Below are 16,686 nucleotides of genomic sequence, written 5' to 3'. Positions count from 1 at the left end.
ATTTGCTAGTTATTTGGTCGTCGCTTGTTGGCGTTTTTTCACTTCCAGTTTGGCAATCATGCCTTTATGCACTTCGTCAGGTCCATCGGCAAGGCGTAGGCTACGGGCTTGGTTAAAGAACATCGGCAACAGCGTATCTTGGCTTACACCCATACCCCCATGCAGCTGAATCGCCATATCGACGACTTCTTGTAGTACCGTTGGGGCGACCACTTTAATCGCTGAGATTTCGGTCAACGCCGCTTTGGTGCCAAGTTTATCCATTTTATAGGCGGCATACAGGGTTAACAGACGCGCTTGGTCAATTTTGACACGGGCGTCAGCGATACGTTCACGGTTGCCACCTAAATCAAGCAGCGGTTTGCCAAATGCGCTACGGCTTAGCCCGCGATCGATGGCAAGCTCTAGCGATTTTTCTGCCGCGCCAATACAACGCATACAGTGGTGAATCCGACCCGGTCCTAAGCGCCCTTGGGCAATTGCAAATCCCTCGCCTGCCCCGCCGATGACATTGCTAAGCGGTACACGCACGTTGTCAAAACGCATTTCGCCATGTCCATGTGGTGCATCATAATCATTAAACACTTTGAGCATACGTTCAATTTTGACGCCTTTGGCATCTATAGGTACCAGTACCATGGTGTGCTGATGGTGGCGATCTTTGCTCTCATCTGGGGTGTGTGCCATAAAAATAATAAGTTTAGCATTTGGATCGCCCAAACCTGAAGACCACCATTTGCGACCGTTGAGCACAATTTCATCGCCTTCGACAATCGCCGTGGCTTGCATATTGGTGGCATCACTACTGGCCACTGCAGGCTCTGTCATGCCAAACACGGAGCGAATTTCCCCTGCCAATAACGGCGTTAACCATTGCTGTTTTTGGGCGTCGTTACCGTAGCGCCAAATCAATTCCATATTGCCACTATCGGGCGCATTACAGTTAAACACATGGGGGGCAATAAGACTTCTGCCAGACAACTCAGCAATATGGGCGTATTCTTGAACGCTTAATCCTTGACCCAGTTGCTCATCTGGCAAAAACATATTCCATAAATTTTGCGCACGGGCTTTGGTTTTTAATTCTTCAAGTTTGGCAGGCCATTGCCAAGTCGTCCAATCGCCTGTGGGATTAAGCTTATGCGCGGCTTGCCAAAATTCTGCTTCAATCGGTTCGATTTCGGTTTCAATAAAAGCTTTGGTACGGGCGATGTAGTCTTTTGCTTTATCGCTAAGTTGGAATTCCATTGGGCGTTGTCCTTATTTGGCTAAAACAATCATTGAATCAGCTTAACGGATTTATTATCATGAATAAAATGATTTTAATTAGTAGAATACTATAAATAAAATTCATACAACTGAGGTATATCTGGTGTTATCCAAATGTTGCATAAAAACCCGTTAAAGCAGCTTGATTTAAATTTGCTTAGGCTATTTATTTATATTTTTGAGCTTAAAAATCTTACTCATACTGCAGAAGCTTTGCATTTGAGCCAATCTGCCATTAGCCATGCGTTAGGTCGGTTACGCCAAGCGCTGGGGGACGAACTTTTTTATCGGGAAAAAGGTGAACTGCACCCCACCCTGTATGCCAAACGGCTTTATCCCACCGTCAAACAAAGCTTTGAAAATCTCGAACAAATATTTCAAACTAACCATTTATTGAGCGAGGACAAACTTGGCGAGCTGGCGCAGCAGAGCTTTGCTACGTTGACGATTGCCATGCACGATGAAATTGAATTGATTGTGTTTAACAAATTGGTCAGCCAAATTCATCAAGTCCTGCCCAATTGTCAAATCACCAGTAGCCGGCTCAATCGCTCAGAACTCGCGCATGAACTAAAAGTTGGACAGCTGGATTTTGCCATTGATGTGGCGCGGGTGGTGGATAGTGAGATTGTGCATCAACCCTTGTTGCGAGATGAGTTTGTGCTGGTGTTGTATGCGCCAAATTTTGCGGCTGAATTGGCGAATGAACCAACTATCACCCAAGCCCAGTATTTTGCCAGTCAACATATAACTGTGTCATCAAGGCGGCTAGGTCTGTCGATTGAAGATAGTTTATTGTCCAAAGCAGGTTGGCAGCGGCAGAGTAAAATCCGTTGCCAACATTATGCCACGGCTTTTCAATTGCTAAAACAAGACAAGCTATTGCTTACCTTGCCGCGCCAGTTAGCCACCACATTTTTGCCACCCGCCCAAGGCTGGCAGATTTTGGATTTGCCAATTGAATTGACTCATATCGAGTTACACGGCTATTGGCACCAACAACAACAGGTTGACCCGCTGTATGGGTGGCTAAGACAGCAGATTTTTAGTGCGTTTCATTAGCGCGTTGCGCTTATTGATTATTTATAGGCTATTGATGATTTATTCAGACAATAGCTGCTCAATACGGCCAGCGTGACGCTCTTGCTGTTTAGCGAGAGTCAAACGATTGGCGATGATGATTGATTTTAACTCCGCTAATGCCACGTCGAAATTGTCATTAATCACCACATAATCAAAATTCACGTATTGCGACATTTCATTGACCGAACCGGCAAGACGTCTTTCAATCACTTCTTGACTGTCTTGTCCGCGATTGGAAAGCCGCTGGCGCAGCGATTGGCGGTCGGGCGGTAGGATAAAAATGGTCGTGGCATCGGGACGCAATTTTTGCACTTGCAGCGCACCCTGCCAGTCGATTTCTAAGATGACGTCTAAGCCATTGCTCAGCATAAATTCTACTGTGGACTGGGCGGTGCCATAGTAGTTTTCAAACACTTCGGCATGCTCCAAAAACTCACCTTGCTTAATCATATCAGCAAATATCTCGCGGCTGACAAAGTGATAATGCTGCCCATCAATCTCACCAGGACGTGGCTTGCGAGTCGAATGCGAGATACTCACCGCCAAGTCATTGGTCGTTGCAATCAGCTGTTTAACCAGCGATGTTTTGCCAGTACCGCTTGCTGCGGTGATGATAAATAATGAGCCTTTGGTCATGACATATCCTTAGAGGTTTGATTAAATAAGTAGTAGCCATTTTTGAATCGGCTATTTTAGCAATTTTTGCTAACAATTTCTGCGTAATTTAGCCCTTCAATACCGATTCGCTGATTTTTTACGTTTAACATATTTTGCGTGTATGAACTCATGGTAAACTAGCCACATGAATCATCAATGACTGAAGAACTGCGTTATGAAAATTTTACTCGCCAATCCCCGTGGTTTTTGTGCTGGGGTCGATAGAGCCATCGAAATCGTTAATGTCTGCCTTGAGCGCTTTGAACCGCCTATTTATGTGCGCCATGAAGTGGTACACAACAAGTTTGTGGTGGAAGACCTTGCCAATCGCGGTGCGGTATTTGTCGAAGAGTTGAATGAAGTGCCGGATGGGGCGATTGTGATTTTTTCAGCGCATGGCGTCTCCAAAGCCGTGGAAGATGAAGCCGAACGCCGTGATTTGACGGTGTTTGATGCCACTTGCCCACTGGTTACCAAAGTCCACATCGAAGTCAATAAATTTGCCAAAACAGGTGTAGATGCGGTGTTGATTGGTCATGCCGGTCACCCAGAAGTGGAAGGCACGATGGGACGCTTCGATCCACAATACGGTGGACGTATTCACTTAATTGAAGATGTGGTGGATGTTGCCAACCTTGATTTACCGACCGATACTGATTTGGCATTTGTCACCCAAACCACCCTATCGATGGATGACACCGCAGAAGTGATTGATGCGCTAAAAAATAAATTCCCAAAAATCCATGCGCCGCGTAAAGATGACATTTGTTATGCCACCCAAAATCGTCAAGATGCGGTCAAGGAACTTGCGGCACGTTGTCAAGTGGTGTTAGTGGTGGGCTCACCCAACTCATCTAACTCCAACCGCTTGCGTGAACTCGCGGAGCGCTTGGGCGCCAAAGCGTATTTAATTGACAATGCCGGCGAAATGCAAAAAGACTGGTTTGCAGGTGTGGATACGGTGGGTGTGACTGCAGGTGCATCGGCGCCTGAAGTATTGATTCAAGAAGTATTAGATACCTTACAGTCTTGGGGCGGCGAAAAACCTGAAGAATTATCAGGTATTTTGGAAAACGTGACCTTTAGCTTGCCTAAAGCATTGCGCTCGCCCCAACTGCATAATCCTAGTGAATCCAAGATTTAACAGAGATATAGTATCGGATAGATAGCAAGTAAAGCCGGGTATAAGTATGCTCGGCTTTTTATTGATCATTTAATTATTGGTGATTTAAACCCTGCTTGTATGATTTTTTTTATTATTTAAAAATTAAAAAATTGTGCCGCTTATGCTTGAAATAGTTTTGCATTCACCCTAACTATGACAACGAACCATCATAAATTGGGTTAATTATTTTTATTCTTACTTTTAGGAGTTACTTACTATGGCAGATTCAAACAAGCCTGAGCCAAAAAAACATAGCTTTGAAGCTGAAGTCGCGCAGCTATTACATCTAGTCACCCACTCGCTTTATTCAAATGCGGATATCTTTGTGCGTGAGCTGGTTTCAAATGCGTCTGATGCCTGTGACAAGTTGCGCTTTGAAGGCAATCAAAACGACGCGCTGTATGAAGGTGACAGTGAACTACGTATTCGCATTGATATTGATAAAGATGCCAAAACCATCAGCTTTATTGACAATGGTATCGGTATGAATGAAGCCGATGCGGTAGAGCATTTGGGGACTATTGCCAAATCAGGCACCAAAGCTTTCTTAGAAAAATTATCCGATGCACAAAAACAAGACGGCAATTTGATTGGTCAATTTGGGGTGGGGTTTTATTCAGGTTTTATCGTAGCGGACACCATCACGGTGGAATCGCGTAAAGCAGGTGAGCCTGCCAGCCAAGGTGTACGCTGGGTTTCAGACGGCACCGGTGAATTCACCACCGAAACCATCGAAAAGCCTACCCGTGGCACGACAGTGATTTTACATGTTACCGATGAACACAGCGAATACCTTGACCGCCACAAAATCAAATCTTTAGTCAATAAATACTCTGACCATATCAGCTTGCCCATCCAAATGCGCAAAGAAGTTTGGCAAGAAGAAGAACTCACTGACGCGCAAAAGACTGCTAATTCAGAAGCAGGGGGCGAAACTGCCAAAGGTGAGATGCCCCAAGGTCAAATGATAACCACTGACGAATGGGAAACCATCAACCAAGCCAATGCCCTATGGACGCGCTCACCTTCAGAAATAGAAGACGAAGAGTATCAAGAATTTTATAAAAATCTTACCTATGACTATGATGAGCCGCTAACTTGGACGCACAACCGTGTCGAAGGACGTCTACAATATACTCAGCTGCTATATATCCCTAAAAAAGCGCCGTTTGACCTGTACCAACGTGAGCAAAAACACGGTCTAAAACTGTACGTCAAACGTGTATTTATCATGGATGATGCCGAGCAGTTATTGCCGATGTATTTGCGTTTTGTTAAAGGGGTGATTGATACCGCTGATTTACCGCTCAATGTCAGCCGTGAAATCCTGCAAGAGTCTCGCGATGTCAAATCTATCCGCGATGGTAACGCTCGCCGTATATTGACTGTGCTAGCTAGCCTAGCCAATAGCGATGAAGCCGAAAAGCAAGAAAAATATAGACAGTTTTATGCTGAATTTGGCAACGTCTTAAAAGAAGGCTTGGGTGAAGACCAAAGCAATAAGGATAAAATTGCCAAATTATTGCGCTATGCCACTACCACTGATGACAATGTGGTCACCAGCTTTGACGACTATAAAGGTCGTATGAAAGACGGTCAAAAGGCGATTTATTATCTAACAGCTGAAAACCTTGCCGCCGCCAAAGCCAGTCCGCAACTTGAAGTGTTCAAGAAAAAAGGCATTGAAGTCATCTTAATGACCAACCCGGTTGATGAATGGGCAATGAACTTTATGTTTGAGTACGATGGCACACCGCTACAAAACATCGCCAAAGGCGCGGTAGACTTGGGTGATTTGACCGATGAAGCCGAAAAAGAAGAAGCCAAAAAGGCGGAAGAAACCTTCAAGCCTGTGGTAGAAAAACTCAAAGGCGTGTTAGGTAGCCGTGCTAAAGATGTGCGCGTGTCAAATCGTTTGGTGGATAGCCCTGCTCTGCTCGTTACCGCTGATGGTGAACTATCACCACAGATGATGCAAATGCTCAAACAAATGGGTCAGCCTGTGCCGGAGAGCAAGCCAATTTTAGAAGTCAACCCGAACCATCCGCTCATTCGAAAATTGGAAAGCGCGGAGCAGTTCGATGACCTCGCGCAAGTGATTTTTGACCAAGCACTACTTGCCGAAGGCGGTCAGCTTGAAGACCCAGCCGCTTATCTAAAACGCGTCAATGCGTTGTTGATGAAGTAAGTTATTTTGCTGACTTCAATATAAAACCCATAAATAAAAACAAAAAAACCGAAGCCTAGGCTGTTGCTTAGGCTTCGGTTTTTTTTTGAAAACCACTGCCATCGCATCGGCTAGTGGTTGTAAGGACAACTATTTTATCAGCGCTCGGCAAGCATACACTGTTTGGGGATTTGCTTGCGATTGAGTGAGGTGATACAGCCCCAACTACCATCGACTTTACTATCGCCAATACGATACATGGTCAGCGTCTGACCATTGAGCCAGCGATTGGGAAACGGCACGCCTCGTACGGTCGCTTGAATCATACAATGACTGTCAGTTGGAATGCTTTCTGCTTGGGTCAGCACTTTTAACACCACTTTTTGGTTATCTGTGCTTAGTGGTGTATTGACAGGACATTGACCGGTGGCTTTGTAGATGGCATCGACTCGCCCCTGTGCGCTTTCTACGATATCAAGCACCTCAAACAGCGTGGCATTGGCTTTTTGTTTGGCATAAATCGGCAAAAACTGCACTTGTATTACAAACAAAGAAAACGCATAAAACCCAAACGCCAGCGCCAAACCCACCAAACTCACCCCGCCGTGCCTGCGGATATGAGCGAGCTGTTTTTCCTCATCCCGCGGATACATTTCAATCGCATCGGCAATTTCACGGCGCGCCATCCGATAATAATAAGCATCGCTCCAACGTGCCACCATCACTGACCAAAACAGCCAAATCGCAAGCCCAATGCCAATACGTAGCGGCATACGAATCGCTTCATCAAGATTGCGTATCAATAAATACTCTATCGCCACCAAAATGATGGTGACATTGAGCTGAATAAATGACCATCCCGCCACCGAATAGACAATGCTATCTAAGAATCGCTTACGGTATAACAGCCAAGGAAACGTCATCAAAAACCCTGCCCAATGCCACTTTGCCGTCAATCGCCCTGCCTGATCAAACTGGGCAAAACGCTTGAGATAATAGGCCTGAGAACGATTGCCGATAAAGGCTTTGTCGTACATCAGACGCTGTTTATCGGTTAGCTGTGGCTGCCAAAATGGCGGCGGTGATGTTTTTTCAAGAAATAACATGGCGATTAGGGATTATCCATTGGTTGTGTTCACTTGTTGAGGTTTTTACTTTTTGGGGTTTTCACTTATAATAGCCGAATTTTATCACAACCACCCTTTATCACACCAACTACGATTTTTGCAAATGATGACACCCCAACATACCCAAACTTCTGAGACAGTCGATGCGGCTAAACCCGATGCACCATTGCTTTCTCCCAATCTCCCCACTAGCCCACAACCGAATGATGAAAACCCTGATTCATCCCCGCACTATCGCGCCATTCAAACTTTTATGAAACGCAAAACCCATGTGGGCAAAAAGGCAGAAGCTGGGTTACAGTCAGACTTTGCCCATTTTTTTGTCCAGCCCAATTTGGATGCAATACAAGCAATGGATATCGGTGGCATAACCAATTTGCGTGAGCTATTTTCAAACCCTGATGCGCCTTTGACACTGGAAATTGGCTTTGGTATGGGCACAAGCTTGGTAGAAATGGCAAAAAATGACCCAACACGAAACTTTGTCGGCATTGAAGTGCATGAGGCAGGACTGGGTAACTGTGCATTTTTGGCAGGGGAACTGGGTCTAAATAACCTCAAACTCATCAGTGGCGATGCCATTGCCCTGATGCAGCAATTACCGGCGGCGCATATTGACACGCTGCAGTTGTATTTTCCCGACCCTTGGCAAAAAAAGCGCCATTACAAACGCCGTTTTGTCAGTGCTGATCGCATGAGGGTGGTGGAACGGGTGCTTAAAAAAGGCGGCATGTTCCATGCTGCTACCGATTGGGAACATTATGCCCACTGGATGATTGAAGTCATGGATAGTTTAACCGCGTTTGCAAATGTCGAAGGCAAAAACAGCGAAGGTATAGGTAACTTTTTGCCACGTCCCGATTTTCGCCCCCTGACTAAATTTGAAAAACGCGGTATGGAGGAAGGTCGCGCTATTTACGATATTATGTATCGCAAAATTTAGCGCGTTGACAATTTTATGCCATAAACAGGATAATCAAAGCGATTATCCTTTTTTTATGCCTGATATTTTTCTACAATGTGACTTTTCGTTATTAGATGGTATCTATCAGGATGTCGATTAGCGTGTGATGCCACGTAAAATCTCTATGACTGCTATCAATTTTTAGTGGTTTTATTACCTTGAATCGGGATGACCTTAGGAGTGATGGGATGACACCCGTTTATATTACATTTACGTTGTATTTGATTTTGGTATTGGGCATCGGGTTTGCGGCATATTTTGCCACGCGTAACTTTGATGACTATATTTTGGGTGGCCGTAGTCTAGGCAGTTTCGTGACCGCAATGTCGGCAGGTGCGTCAGATATGTCAGGATGGCTGCTGATGGGGTTACCTGGGGCGATTTATGTATCGGGGTTGAGTGAATCTTGGATTGCGATTGGCTTGGTGATTGGTGCGTATTTTAACTGGCTTTTGGTGGCGGGTCGACTGCGAGTGCATACTGAGTTTAATAACAATGCGCTGACTTTGCCTGAATACTTTCACCACCGCTTTGGCGCCAACAATCAATTGATTAAAATTGTTTCAGCGGCGATTATTTTATTTTTCTTTACCATTTATTGCGCCTCAGGCATTGTCGCAGGTGCGCGGCTATTTGAAAGCTTGTTTGAAATTGACTATACCACGGCTATGTGGCTAGGGGCATTTGCCACCATTATCTATACCTTTATTGGGGGATTTTTGGCGGTGAGTTGGACGGATACTATTCAAGCAAGTTTGATGATTTTTGCGCTGGTATTCGCGCCCATCATGGTTTATTTAAATTTAGGCGGTATGGATGAAATCCATGCGGCGGTCAGTATGGCGGCACAGGCAAATAACAAAAACTACAGTAACTTGCTGTTTGGTACGTCATTCGTCGGTATCATCAGTGCGGCTGCGTGGGGCTTGGGTTATTTCGGTCAGCCGCATATTTTGGCGCGTTTTATGGCGGCAAATTCGGTCAAATCACTAAATAATGCCCGTCGTATCGGTATGACTTGGATGATTTTATGCCTAGCAGGCGCGGTAGCGGTCGGTTATTTTGGGCTTGCCTATATGACGGTGCATCCTGAACAAACTGCCATTTTAAAAGATAACAACGAGCGTATCTTCATCGGTTTGGCACAATTGTTATTTAACCCTTGGATTGTCGGTGTAGTATTGTCTGCTATTTTGGCGGCGGTCATGAGTACCCTCAGCTGTCAATTATTGGTATGCTCAAGCGCGATTACAGAAGATTTTTATAAAGGTTTTATTCGCCCTACTGCCACGCAAAAAGAGCTGGTTTGGATTGGTCGCTTCATGGTGCTTTTGGTCTCAGCGATTGCCATTGTCATTGCCCAAAACCCAGACAGCAAAGTGTTAGGATTGGTCTCGTATGCTTGGGCAGGTTTTGGCGCGGCGTTTGGTCCTGTGGTGTTGATGTCGTTATTTTGGCGACGTATGACTGGGACAGGCGCGTTGGCAGGTATGCTCGTAGGCGCATTGACGGTCATCGCTTGGAAACCATTAACCGGTAGCAGTCTTTATGAAATCGTACCAGGCTTTATTTTAGGCATGATTGCCATCTATGTGGTATCGCTGTTAACGCCCGCATCTGATAAAGTCATGGCACGTTTTGATGATGCCAATAAAGCCTATAACGATGCTCGTTAATATTGAATGACAATGTGAATAGTCATTTAAATGACAAAAGGGTGATACAGCTATCGCCCTTTTTTTGTTTTTCTTTTTCATTTTTTTATTGTCAAATGACAAACAACCAAATGACAAGCAACAAAAAAGCCAAACATCAAAATGCTTGGCTTAGCAAAATACGGGACTTATCAAAATACTGGGCGTTAAGTTATTTGCAAATGGTGGCGATGAAGAGACTTGAACTCTTGACCTCACGATTATGAGTCGTGCGCTCTAACCAGCTGAGCTACATCGCCATGTTTGGCAAATTTGCAGGATTTAGGCAGAATTTTGAAACTATTTCTTGTCTGTCATGGGGTGCATATTATGCGTATTTAACCCTATGTCGTCAAGCATTTTGTCACATTTTTTTTCATTTTCTCAAAATTTAATTTTTTGCCTGTCGTGGCTGAGCATTGGCTGAGTATTGGCTGCGTGTCGACCTCAAAATCATTTGAAATGACAAAAACCCGTGAACGTCACTTGAATTTTTGCATATATTTACCATAATAGTATCAACGTGCCAAAATATTATATTGGTTACTGTCATACTCCCCTAATCTCTCAACCTTATGATTTATCACAACTATAAAAACCCATAAAAGGAAGCACTCTTGAGCGATACCATCAGCAGAACGGTCGATTTATCATCTCTAAAAGCCCATCAACTCAAAACCTTACTTGGCGAATACAATAACCACATTAAGTACCTTGAACATCGTCTGTCAGTCCACATTCACCAACGCAAAACCGATTTTGTGATTTCAGGTGAACTAGATTCAGTCGCGCGTGCTGAGCGTATTTTGGCACAGCTTGCCGATGAATCACAAAGCAACGACGTCATCTCGCCAGAAGATTTGCACCTGCTCGTGCAAACGAGTTTTAGCCGTGAGCAAGATTTAGCGCTAGAGAATGATGCCGCTAGCGAAAATGGCAGCGAGCGCGTAGATAGCACTGAATTCACCCCGATTAGTTTGAGAACCCGTAAAGGAAAAATCATCCCACGCGGTTACAACCAACAGCAATATGTCAAAAAAATCTTACTCTCTGATGTTTCGTTTGGCGTAGGGCCTGCAGGGACGGGTAAGACTTACTTGGCGGTGGCTTGTGCGGTGGATATGCTAGAGCGCAATGAGATTGAGCGTATTTTGCTTGTGCGCCCTGCGGTAGAAGCAGGGGAAAAACTGGGCTTTTTACCGGGGGATTTGACCCAAAAAATCGACCCTTATTTACGCCCACTTTATGACGCTTTATATGAAATGCTAGGGTTTGAAAAAGTGGCAAAACTGATTGAAAAACAAGTCATTGAAGTAGCCCCCCTCGCTTACATGCGCGGTCGTACCTTAAACAATTCGTTTGTGATTTTGGATGAAGCACAAAACACCACCCCTGAGCAGATGAAAATGTTCTTGACCCGTTTGGGATTTGGCTCGCGGGCGGTCATCACGGGCGATATGTCACAGGTCGATTTACCTCGTGGCACCAAGTCAGGCTTGCGGCATTCGCTAGAAATCTTGGCGGATATTGAAGAAATTCATGTGACGCGGTTTGATAGCAAAGATGTGGTACGCCATCAATTGGTTCAAAAAATCGTGCAAGCCTACGATAAATACGATGAAGCGCAAGAAGCGATTAAAGAAGCCAAAAAGCAATCGCGCCTACTTGAACAAAGCCAAGCACAGTCCCAAGCAGCAAGCTCGGCTATCAGGGTAACGGATAACAATGCACCGGTTGATAAAGCTCCGATTGATAACGCACCCATTGATATAGGTATCGCGGAGTAGCTTATGTCATCAGCTTTGCCAACCCAAATTGATTTAACAGGTGATTTAGCAGGCGCTTTGCCGCAAGCGCCGCTTAGTCAAGTGCCGATAGGTCAAGTGATAATTAGTTTTGCCGAAGACTTACTTGAACTGCCAACTTTTGGCGAACTTGAAGCCTTGTACCAACAAGACAAGATTGTCGCTATTTTGCAACAAGTTCTGCAGTATTTTCAAACCCATCAAGACACTACCGAAATACCTAGTCAACTGAGTGAATTTATCTTTCAAAAAACGGTTGAATTAGAAATTTATGTCACGGAGCCTGTGGAAGCTCGCGCCATCAATTTGGATGCGCGTGGCAAAGACTATGCCACCAATATTTTATCCTATGCCAGTGAGTTGCCTGAAGCTGTGCTAGAATTACTGCCCGCACTGCCGCTAGGTGAACTAGTGATTTGCCATGCGGTGGTGGTCAGTCAAGCCGCTGAGCAAGGCAAGACAGTAGAGCAGCATCTCACCCATTTGCTGGTGCATGGTATGCTGCATTTGCTGGGTTTTGACCATGAACTTGGGCAAGCTGAGCAAGATGAAATGGAAGCGATTGAAATCGCTGTCCTTGATAAGTTATCCATTGCCAACCCTTATGAGTAAAATTTCAATTGAGTAAATCTATCACCAAATCAGGTATTGGCATCATCTACGCGGGCGGCACTTTTGGCAGTTATGGCAAACCGCTTGCCAGCTTAGATGCCGATATTTTTTTACCTGTGTTATCACAGATATTACAGACCCATTTTGCCACCTACCCAAACCATGCACACGACCCTGTGGATTGGCGGATATTGGATAATGAGGTTATTAAAGACAGTAGCCAGTTAACGCCTGCCGATTTTGCGCATTTTTATCAATTGATTGTAGAAGCCATTGCGCAAGGGCTTCGCCAATTTGTGGTGCTAACAGGCACGGATACGCTCAGCTACCTCGCGGCTTTTTTGGCAGAGTGTTTTGCGGGTAGTCATATCAGTATTGTGGTGACAGGCGCAATGAGACCTTTGCTTGATAGCAATGTGTTAACCGATTACCGCATCGACCCGCAGAGCGATGCCACGCAGAATTTATTTGATGCATGCAAAATAGCCCGTCATGGTGAGCCTGGGGTGCGGGTGTGTTTTTCTGGTGAAGATTGGCCTGCGCAAACGGTGCAAAAAATTCATAGCCATGATTTAATGGCGTTTGTGGGGCACCACCGTGCTGGTTATCCCGCCAATAGCTATACCGCAAAAATCACCCAGGCTCAGCATCAACTGTGGCTAGAAGATCGGTTGAGTCAATTGCCGCAAGTCTTTGACAGCTTGTCCTATGCCAACATTGCCACACTCTATCTGACGCCCGTGGATACGCAGTTGCTCGCCACTCGCTTGGGTAATTTATTGTCTGAAAAACCTGATGCCATCATTATTTTGGCATTTGGTGCAGGCAATGTGCCGTATGCCGAATCCATCAAAAACCAATTATTACAGGCGAAAAAACAAGGCTGTCTGGTTGCAGTGACGACCCAATGCGCGTATGGCGGCGTCAGCCAAGCGTATGAAGCGGGGGCATGGCTGGCTCAATGTGAAGTTTTGATGACGGGACGATTGACCTTACCTGCGATATTTGCGCGTCTGCTTTGGTTGATTGGCAATTATGATACCCCTGCTCGCCGCCGTCAGCGCTGGGCGCATTGTCTAAAAGATACCCACACCGTCGCCTAATAACTGATTAGTTGTTATACTAGGCTTTTTTATCGTATGTTTTGGCAAAATTGGCTTTTTTATGACTGTAAATACTTATGCGATCAGCATCGAATTTATTGGTACTCGCTATCGCGGCTGGCAACGCCAACAAGAAGTTGATAGTATTCAGCAGCATGTTGAAGCAGCGTTATCAAAGATAGCCAATGAACCTATAGAAGTCATCGCTGCGGGTCGTACTGATGCCGGCGTTCATGCGTCAAATATGATAGCCCATTTTCAAACCACTGCCATGCGTCAGCCCTATAATTGGCTGCGTGCCGCAAATTCTCTCCTACCTGATGATATCGCGGTGCGCTGGATACAAGTGATGCCCGCTGAGTTTCATGCGCGCTTTTCTGCCATTGCTCGACGCTACCGCTATATTACCCTCAACCACCCCTTTCGACCTGCGATACTCAATCAGCAAATTACCCATGAATACGCCCCACTGAATGTCCAACTGATGCAGCAGGCAGCGACCTATCTAGAAGGCACTCATGATTTTACCAGTTTTCGTGCCGCTTCTTGCCAATCTAACCAGCCTGTTCGTCATGTCCATTTTGCCAAATTGATTCAGCATGGTGAGCTATTGGTACTGGATATCCAAGCCGATGGTTTTTTGCATCACATGGTGCGAAATATTATGGGTACGTTATTTGAAATTGGGCGCGGTGAACAGCCAGTCGCATGGATTGAAGCACTGCTACTGAGCAAAAATCGGTCACTTGCGGCAGCGACGGCTTCTGCCAATGGGTTATACTTTATCAACGCGCTATATCCACCCCAATTTCAATCACTGTTACCGGCAACAAGGCTATCCCCTATTTGGCTAAATTTGCCTGAATAAGGACGCGATGCGTGCAAATCTTTTAGCTGTTTTTTTCAATTGATTGATTTAGGGCTTAAAAGTTGCGATAACACACGCATCAGCGTATAATCTGCATTTATACATTTGACTCATAGATATAGGTATTATGGCAAAAAAAGACGATGTAATTGAATTTGAAGGCGAAGTGGTCGATACTTTACCTAACACATTATTTAAAGTGCGTTTAGAAAATGGGCATGAAATTATTGCGCATATTTCTGGAAAAATGCGTAAAAACTATATTCGTATCTTAACAGGCGATAAAGTTAAAGTTGAAATGACACCTTACGACTTATCGAAAGGACGTATTACTTACCGCGGTCGATAGTTGTTTAGCTAGATATAGTCAGTAAAAAGAGGGTGTTAACTCATTGAGTTAACACCCTCTTTTTTTCGTGACTGCTCAGGTCAATAAATTCTTACAAAAATGTGATTCTACGGTTGTCAATTGTTAAAATTTTGATTATTCTTTACCTAACCAAAGGAAGGTACTACGTCAATTCTAATTTACTGATAAGTTTTTGTTAAATTAGCTGTTAGACGTGATGATTAAAATCAAACAGGGAGCTTCACATGTCATTTAAAATTTCTTCTCTTGCGCTAGCTGTTGCTACGCTTTCTACTGTTTCCATCGCAAATGCCGCCGGTCTAGACCGCTCTACCCAACCAAGTTGGGCTTTTACCGAGCAAGGTACTTTTGCCTATGTTGAGCACATTACTATTGATCCAACAATCGAGGGTAAAGATAACGCAAAAGTTGCGACAACTGACGCAAACTTTACCGCTGGTCGCAATGTCCCTGATATGGCCGATGATTACCAGTTTTTAAACTTCGGCGCAAAAGCCGATGTCAATGACACCATCAGCGTAGGGGCATTTTTTGATCAGCCTTGGGGCGCCGATGTTGAGTTTTCTGGCGATAATAACTTTGTTGGTACACCAACTTCTATAGTGAATGGTATCTATGCGCAGGCAGCAGCGGGATTGCAAAATGCAGGTATTCCACTCCCTGTTACCAATGCGACAGAACTGCAAACCGCTATCTCAACCATCCAAAATCAAGTTACTGCGGGGCAAGCGCGATTAGATGCAGCAAATACTCAATTAGCGAGAGCCCAAGCTGCTTTGGCTGCTAACCCTGCATTAGCGCCTGTTTTAACGCCACAAATTACTGCACTTCAACAAGGGATTGCTGCAGGTACTACCCAAGTTGCGGCTGGTAACCAAGCAGTTAAGACTTTATCTACCGCACAAGCAGCTTCACAAAATTTATCTAAAGTCACAGGTGCCACCAACGTTTCTATCAGCAGCCAAAATTTCACAGGACTGTTGGGGGTAAAACTGGGTGAAAAGAAAAACATTCAAATCTATGGTGGTCCTACGATTCAGCGTTTAGAAGGTGATGTTCACTTACGTGGTAACGCTTATAAAACCGCCTCTGGGTATGATGCAAATTTTACGCGTGATACGGCTTATGGCTGGATGGCTGGGATTGCTTATTTAAAACCTGAAATTGCCCTCAAAGCCGCGTTAACCTATCGCTCAGAAATTGACCACGATGTCACTATGACGGAAAATCTTCCTGCACTTGGTGCGATTGGTGTAAGTAATGAAATCACTATCACCACGCCAAAATCTGTTAACTTAGATTTCCAAACAGGTCTCAATCCAACAACTCTTTTAACTGCAAAAGTACGTTGGGTACCTTGGAGCGATTTTGCGATTAAACCAAAAATCTATGGTAGCGCAAGCGGTTTAAATTTAGTTTCTTATGACGATGACGCTTGGACTGCTGAAGTCGGTCTAGGTAAGAAACTATCACCACAATTAGCTATTTCGGGCGCTGTGGGTTATGACTCAGGTGCAGGCAATCCCATCACTTCTCTAGGACCTGTCGAGGGTAACTGGAATGTGGGCTTGGGGGCAAAATACAATTTGACACCTGAATGGGCTGTCTCAGGCGGCGTTAAATACTTGATGTTTGGTGATGCCAAAGCGAAACTACCCGATGGTAGCATTGTTGGCGATTTCCAAGACAATGATGGCTGGGTATACGGTGTACGTTTATCTTACCAAAAGAAATAAGCTAACTTTCAATAATAAGAAAGCCAATCTGTTTATCAGGTTGGCTTTTTTATGTGTCTAGTTAAT

At 44.8% G+C, this 16,686-nt stretch carries 14 protein-coding genes and 1 tRNA gene; 11 read left to right on the top strand and 4 right to left on the bottom strand.

Features of this window, described 5'->3' with window-relative positions:
- Window positions 1-9: 9 nt before the first annotated feature.
- Window positions 10-1,248, bottom strand: coding sequence for an acyl-CoA dehydrogenase family protein (locus tag RTP55_RS04585; RefSeq protein WP_050324210.1), 1,239 nt, complete (start codon window positions 1,246-1,248; stop codon window positions 10-12).
- A 135-nt stretch (window positions 1,249-1,383) separates the two neighbouring features.
- On the opposite strand from RTP55_RS04585, the gene RTP55_RS04580 reads away from it, so the two are divergent.
- Window positions 1,384-2,331 (top strand): LysR family transcriptional regulator, encoded by a 948-nt coding sequence (locus tag RTP55_RS04580; protein ID WP_312384541.1) that lies wholly within the window; start codon window positions 1,384-1,386, stop codon window positions 2,329-2,331.
- A 39-nt stretch (window positions 2,332-2,370) separates the two neighbouring features.
- On the opposite strand, the gene gmk is transcribed toward RTP55_RS04580, so the two are convergent.
- On the bottom strand, window positions 2,371-2,988 hold the full coding sequence (gene gmk, locus RTP55_RS04575; RefSeq protein WP_007116269.1) for a guanylate kinase: 618 nt from the start codon (window positions 2,986-2,988) through the stop codon (window positions 2,371-2,373).
- 196 nt (window positions 2,989-3,184) lie between these two features.
- On the opposite strand from gmk, the gene ispH reads away from it, so the two are divergent.
- Together ispH and htpG are read left to right on the top strand one after the other, a co-directional pair.
- Window positions 3,185-4,153 (top strand): 4-hydroxy-3-methylbut-2-enyl diphosphate reductase, encoded by a 969-nt coding sequence (ispH, locus tag RTP55_RS04570; RefSeq protein WP_312384539.1) that lies wholly within the window; start codon window positions 3,185-3,187, stop codon window positions 4,151-4,153.
- Window positions 4,154-4,391: 238 nt separating this feature from the next.
- A complete protein-coding gene (htpG, locus tag RTP55_RS04565) occupies window positions 4,392-6,362 on the top strand; it encodes a molecular chaperone HtpG (protein WP_312384537.1) in 1,971 nt (656 codons plus the stop codon).
- Window positions 6,363-6,499: 137 nt separating this feature from the next.
- Here the strand turns inward: htpG and RTP55_RS04560 are convergent, their stop codons facing one another.
- Window positions 6,500-7,447, bottom strand: coding sequence for a pilin (locus tag RTP55_RS04560; protein WP_050324205.1), 948 nt, complete (start codon window positions 7,445-7,447; stop codon window positions 6,500-6,502).
- Between the two features lie 127 nt (window positions 7,448-7,574).
- On the opposite strand from RTP55_RS04560, the gene trmB reads away from it, so the two are divergent.
- Complete coding sequence (trmB, locus tag RTP55_RS04555; protein ID WP_409418189.1) at window positions 7,575-8,411, top strand: tRNA (guanosine(46)-N7)-methyltransferase TrmB; 837 nt, start codon at window positions 7,575-7,577, stop codon at window positions 8,409-8,411.
- Between the two features lie 209 nt (window positions 8,412-8,620).
- Entirely contained in the window at window positions 8,621-10,108 is a 1,488-nt protein-coding gene (gene putP, locus RTP55_RS04550) for a sodium/proline symporter PutP (RefSeq protein WP_312384533.1), read from the top strand.
- Window positions 10,109-10,309: 201 nt separating this feature from the next.
- Here the strand turns inward: putP and RTP55_RS04545 are convergent.
- Window positions 10,310-10,386: transfer RNA gene (locus RTP55_RS04545), tRNA-Met, on the bottom strand.
- Between the two features lie 357 nt (window positions 10,387-10,743).
- Here RTP55_RS04545 and RTP55_RS04540 point away from each other — a divergent pair.
- The 6 genes from RTP55_RS04540 (at window position 10,744) to RTP55_RS04515 (ending at window position 16,620) form a co-directional block, all read left to right on the top strand.
- A complete protein-coding gene (locus tag RTP55_RS04540) occupies window positions 10,744-11,913 on the top strand; it encodes a PhoH family protein (protein WP_312384531.1) in 1,170 nt (389 codons plus the stop codon).
- Window positions 11,914-11,916: 3 nt separating this feature from the next.
- Window positions 11,917-12,543: an rRNA maturation RNase YbeY gene (gene ybeY, locus RTP55_RS04535; protein ID WP_312384529.1), complete on the top strand. Its 627-nt coding sequence runs from the start codon at window positions 11,917-11,919 to the stop codon at window positions 12,541-12,543.
- Window positions 12,544-12,551: 8 nt separating this feature from the next.
- Window positions 12,552-13,646 carry an asparaginase gene (locus RTP55_RS04530; protein WP_312384527.1) on the top strand — a complete coding sequence of 365 codons (1,095 nt, stop codon included), beginning with the start codon at window positions 12,552-12,554 and terminating at the stop codon, window positions 13,644-13,646.
- Between the two features lie 61 nt (window positions 13,647-13,707).
- On the top strand, window positions 13,708-14,514 hold the full coding sequence (gene truA, locus RTP55_RS04525) for a tRNA pseudouridine(38-40) synthase TruA (RefSeq protein WP_312384525.1): 807 nt from the start codon (window positions 13,708-13,710) through the stop codon (window positions 14,512-14,514).
- A gap of 127 nt (window positions 14,515-14,641) precedes the next feature.
- Entirely contained in the window at window positions 14,642-14,863 is a 222-nt protein-coding gene (infA, locus tag RTP55_RS04520) for a translation initiation factor IF-1 (RefSeq protein ID WP_007116282.1), read from the top strand.
- A 245-nt stretch (window positions 14,864-15,108) separates the two neighbouring features.
- Window positions 15,109-16,620 (top strand): outer membrane protein transport protein, encoded by a 1,512-nt coding sequence (locus RTP55_RS04515; RefSeq protein ID WP_312384523.1) that lies wholly within the window; start codon window positions 15,109-15,111, stop codon window positions 16,618-16,620.
- The last annotated feature ends 66 nt before the right edge of the window (window positions 16,621-16,686 follow it).

Origin of the sequence: Moraxella sp. CTOTU47579, from assembly GCF_032004885.1 — a bacterium.
GTDB classification, from domain to species: domain Bacteria; phylum Pseudomonadota; class Gammaproteobacteria; order Pseudomonadales; family Moraxellaceae; genus Faucicola; species Faucicola tetraodonis.
The sequence above is the reverse complement of the archived record's forward strand: the minus strand, read 5'-3'. Positions and strand labels throughout refer to the sequence as shown.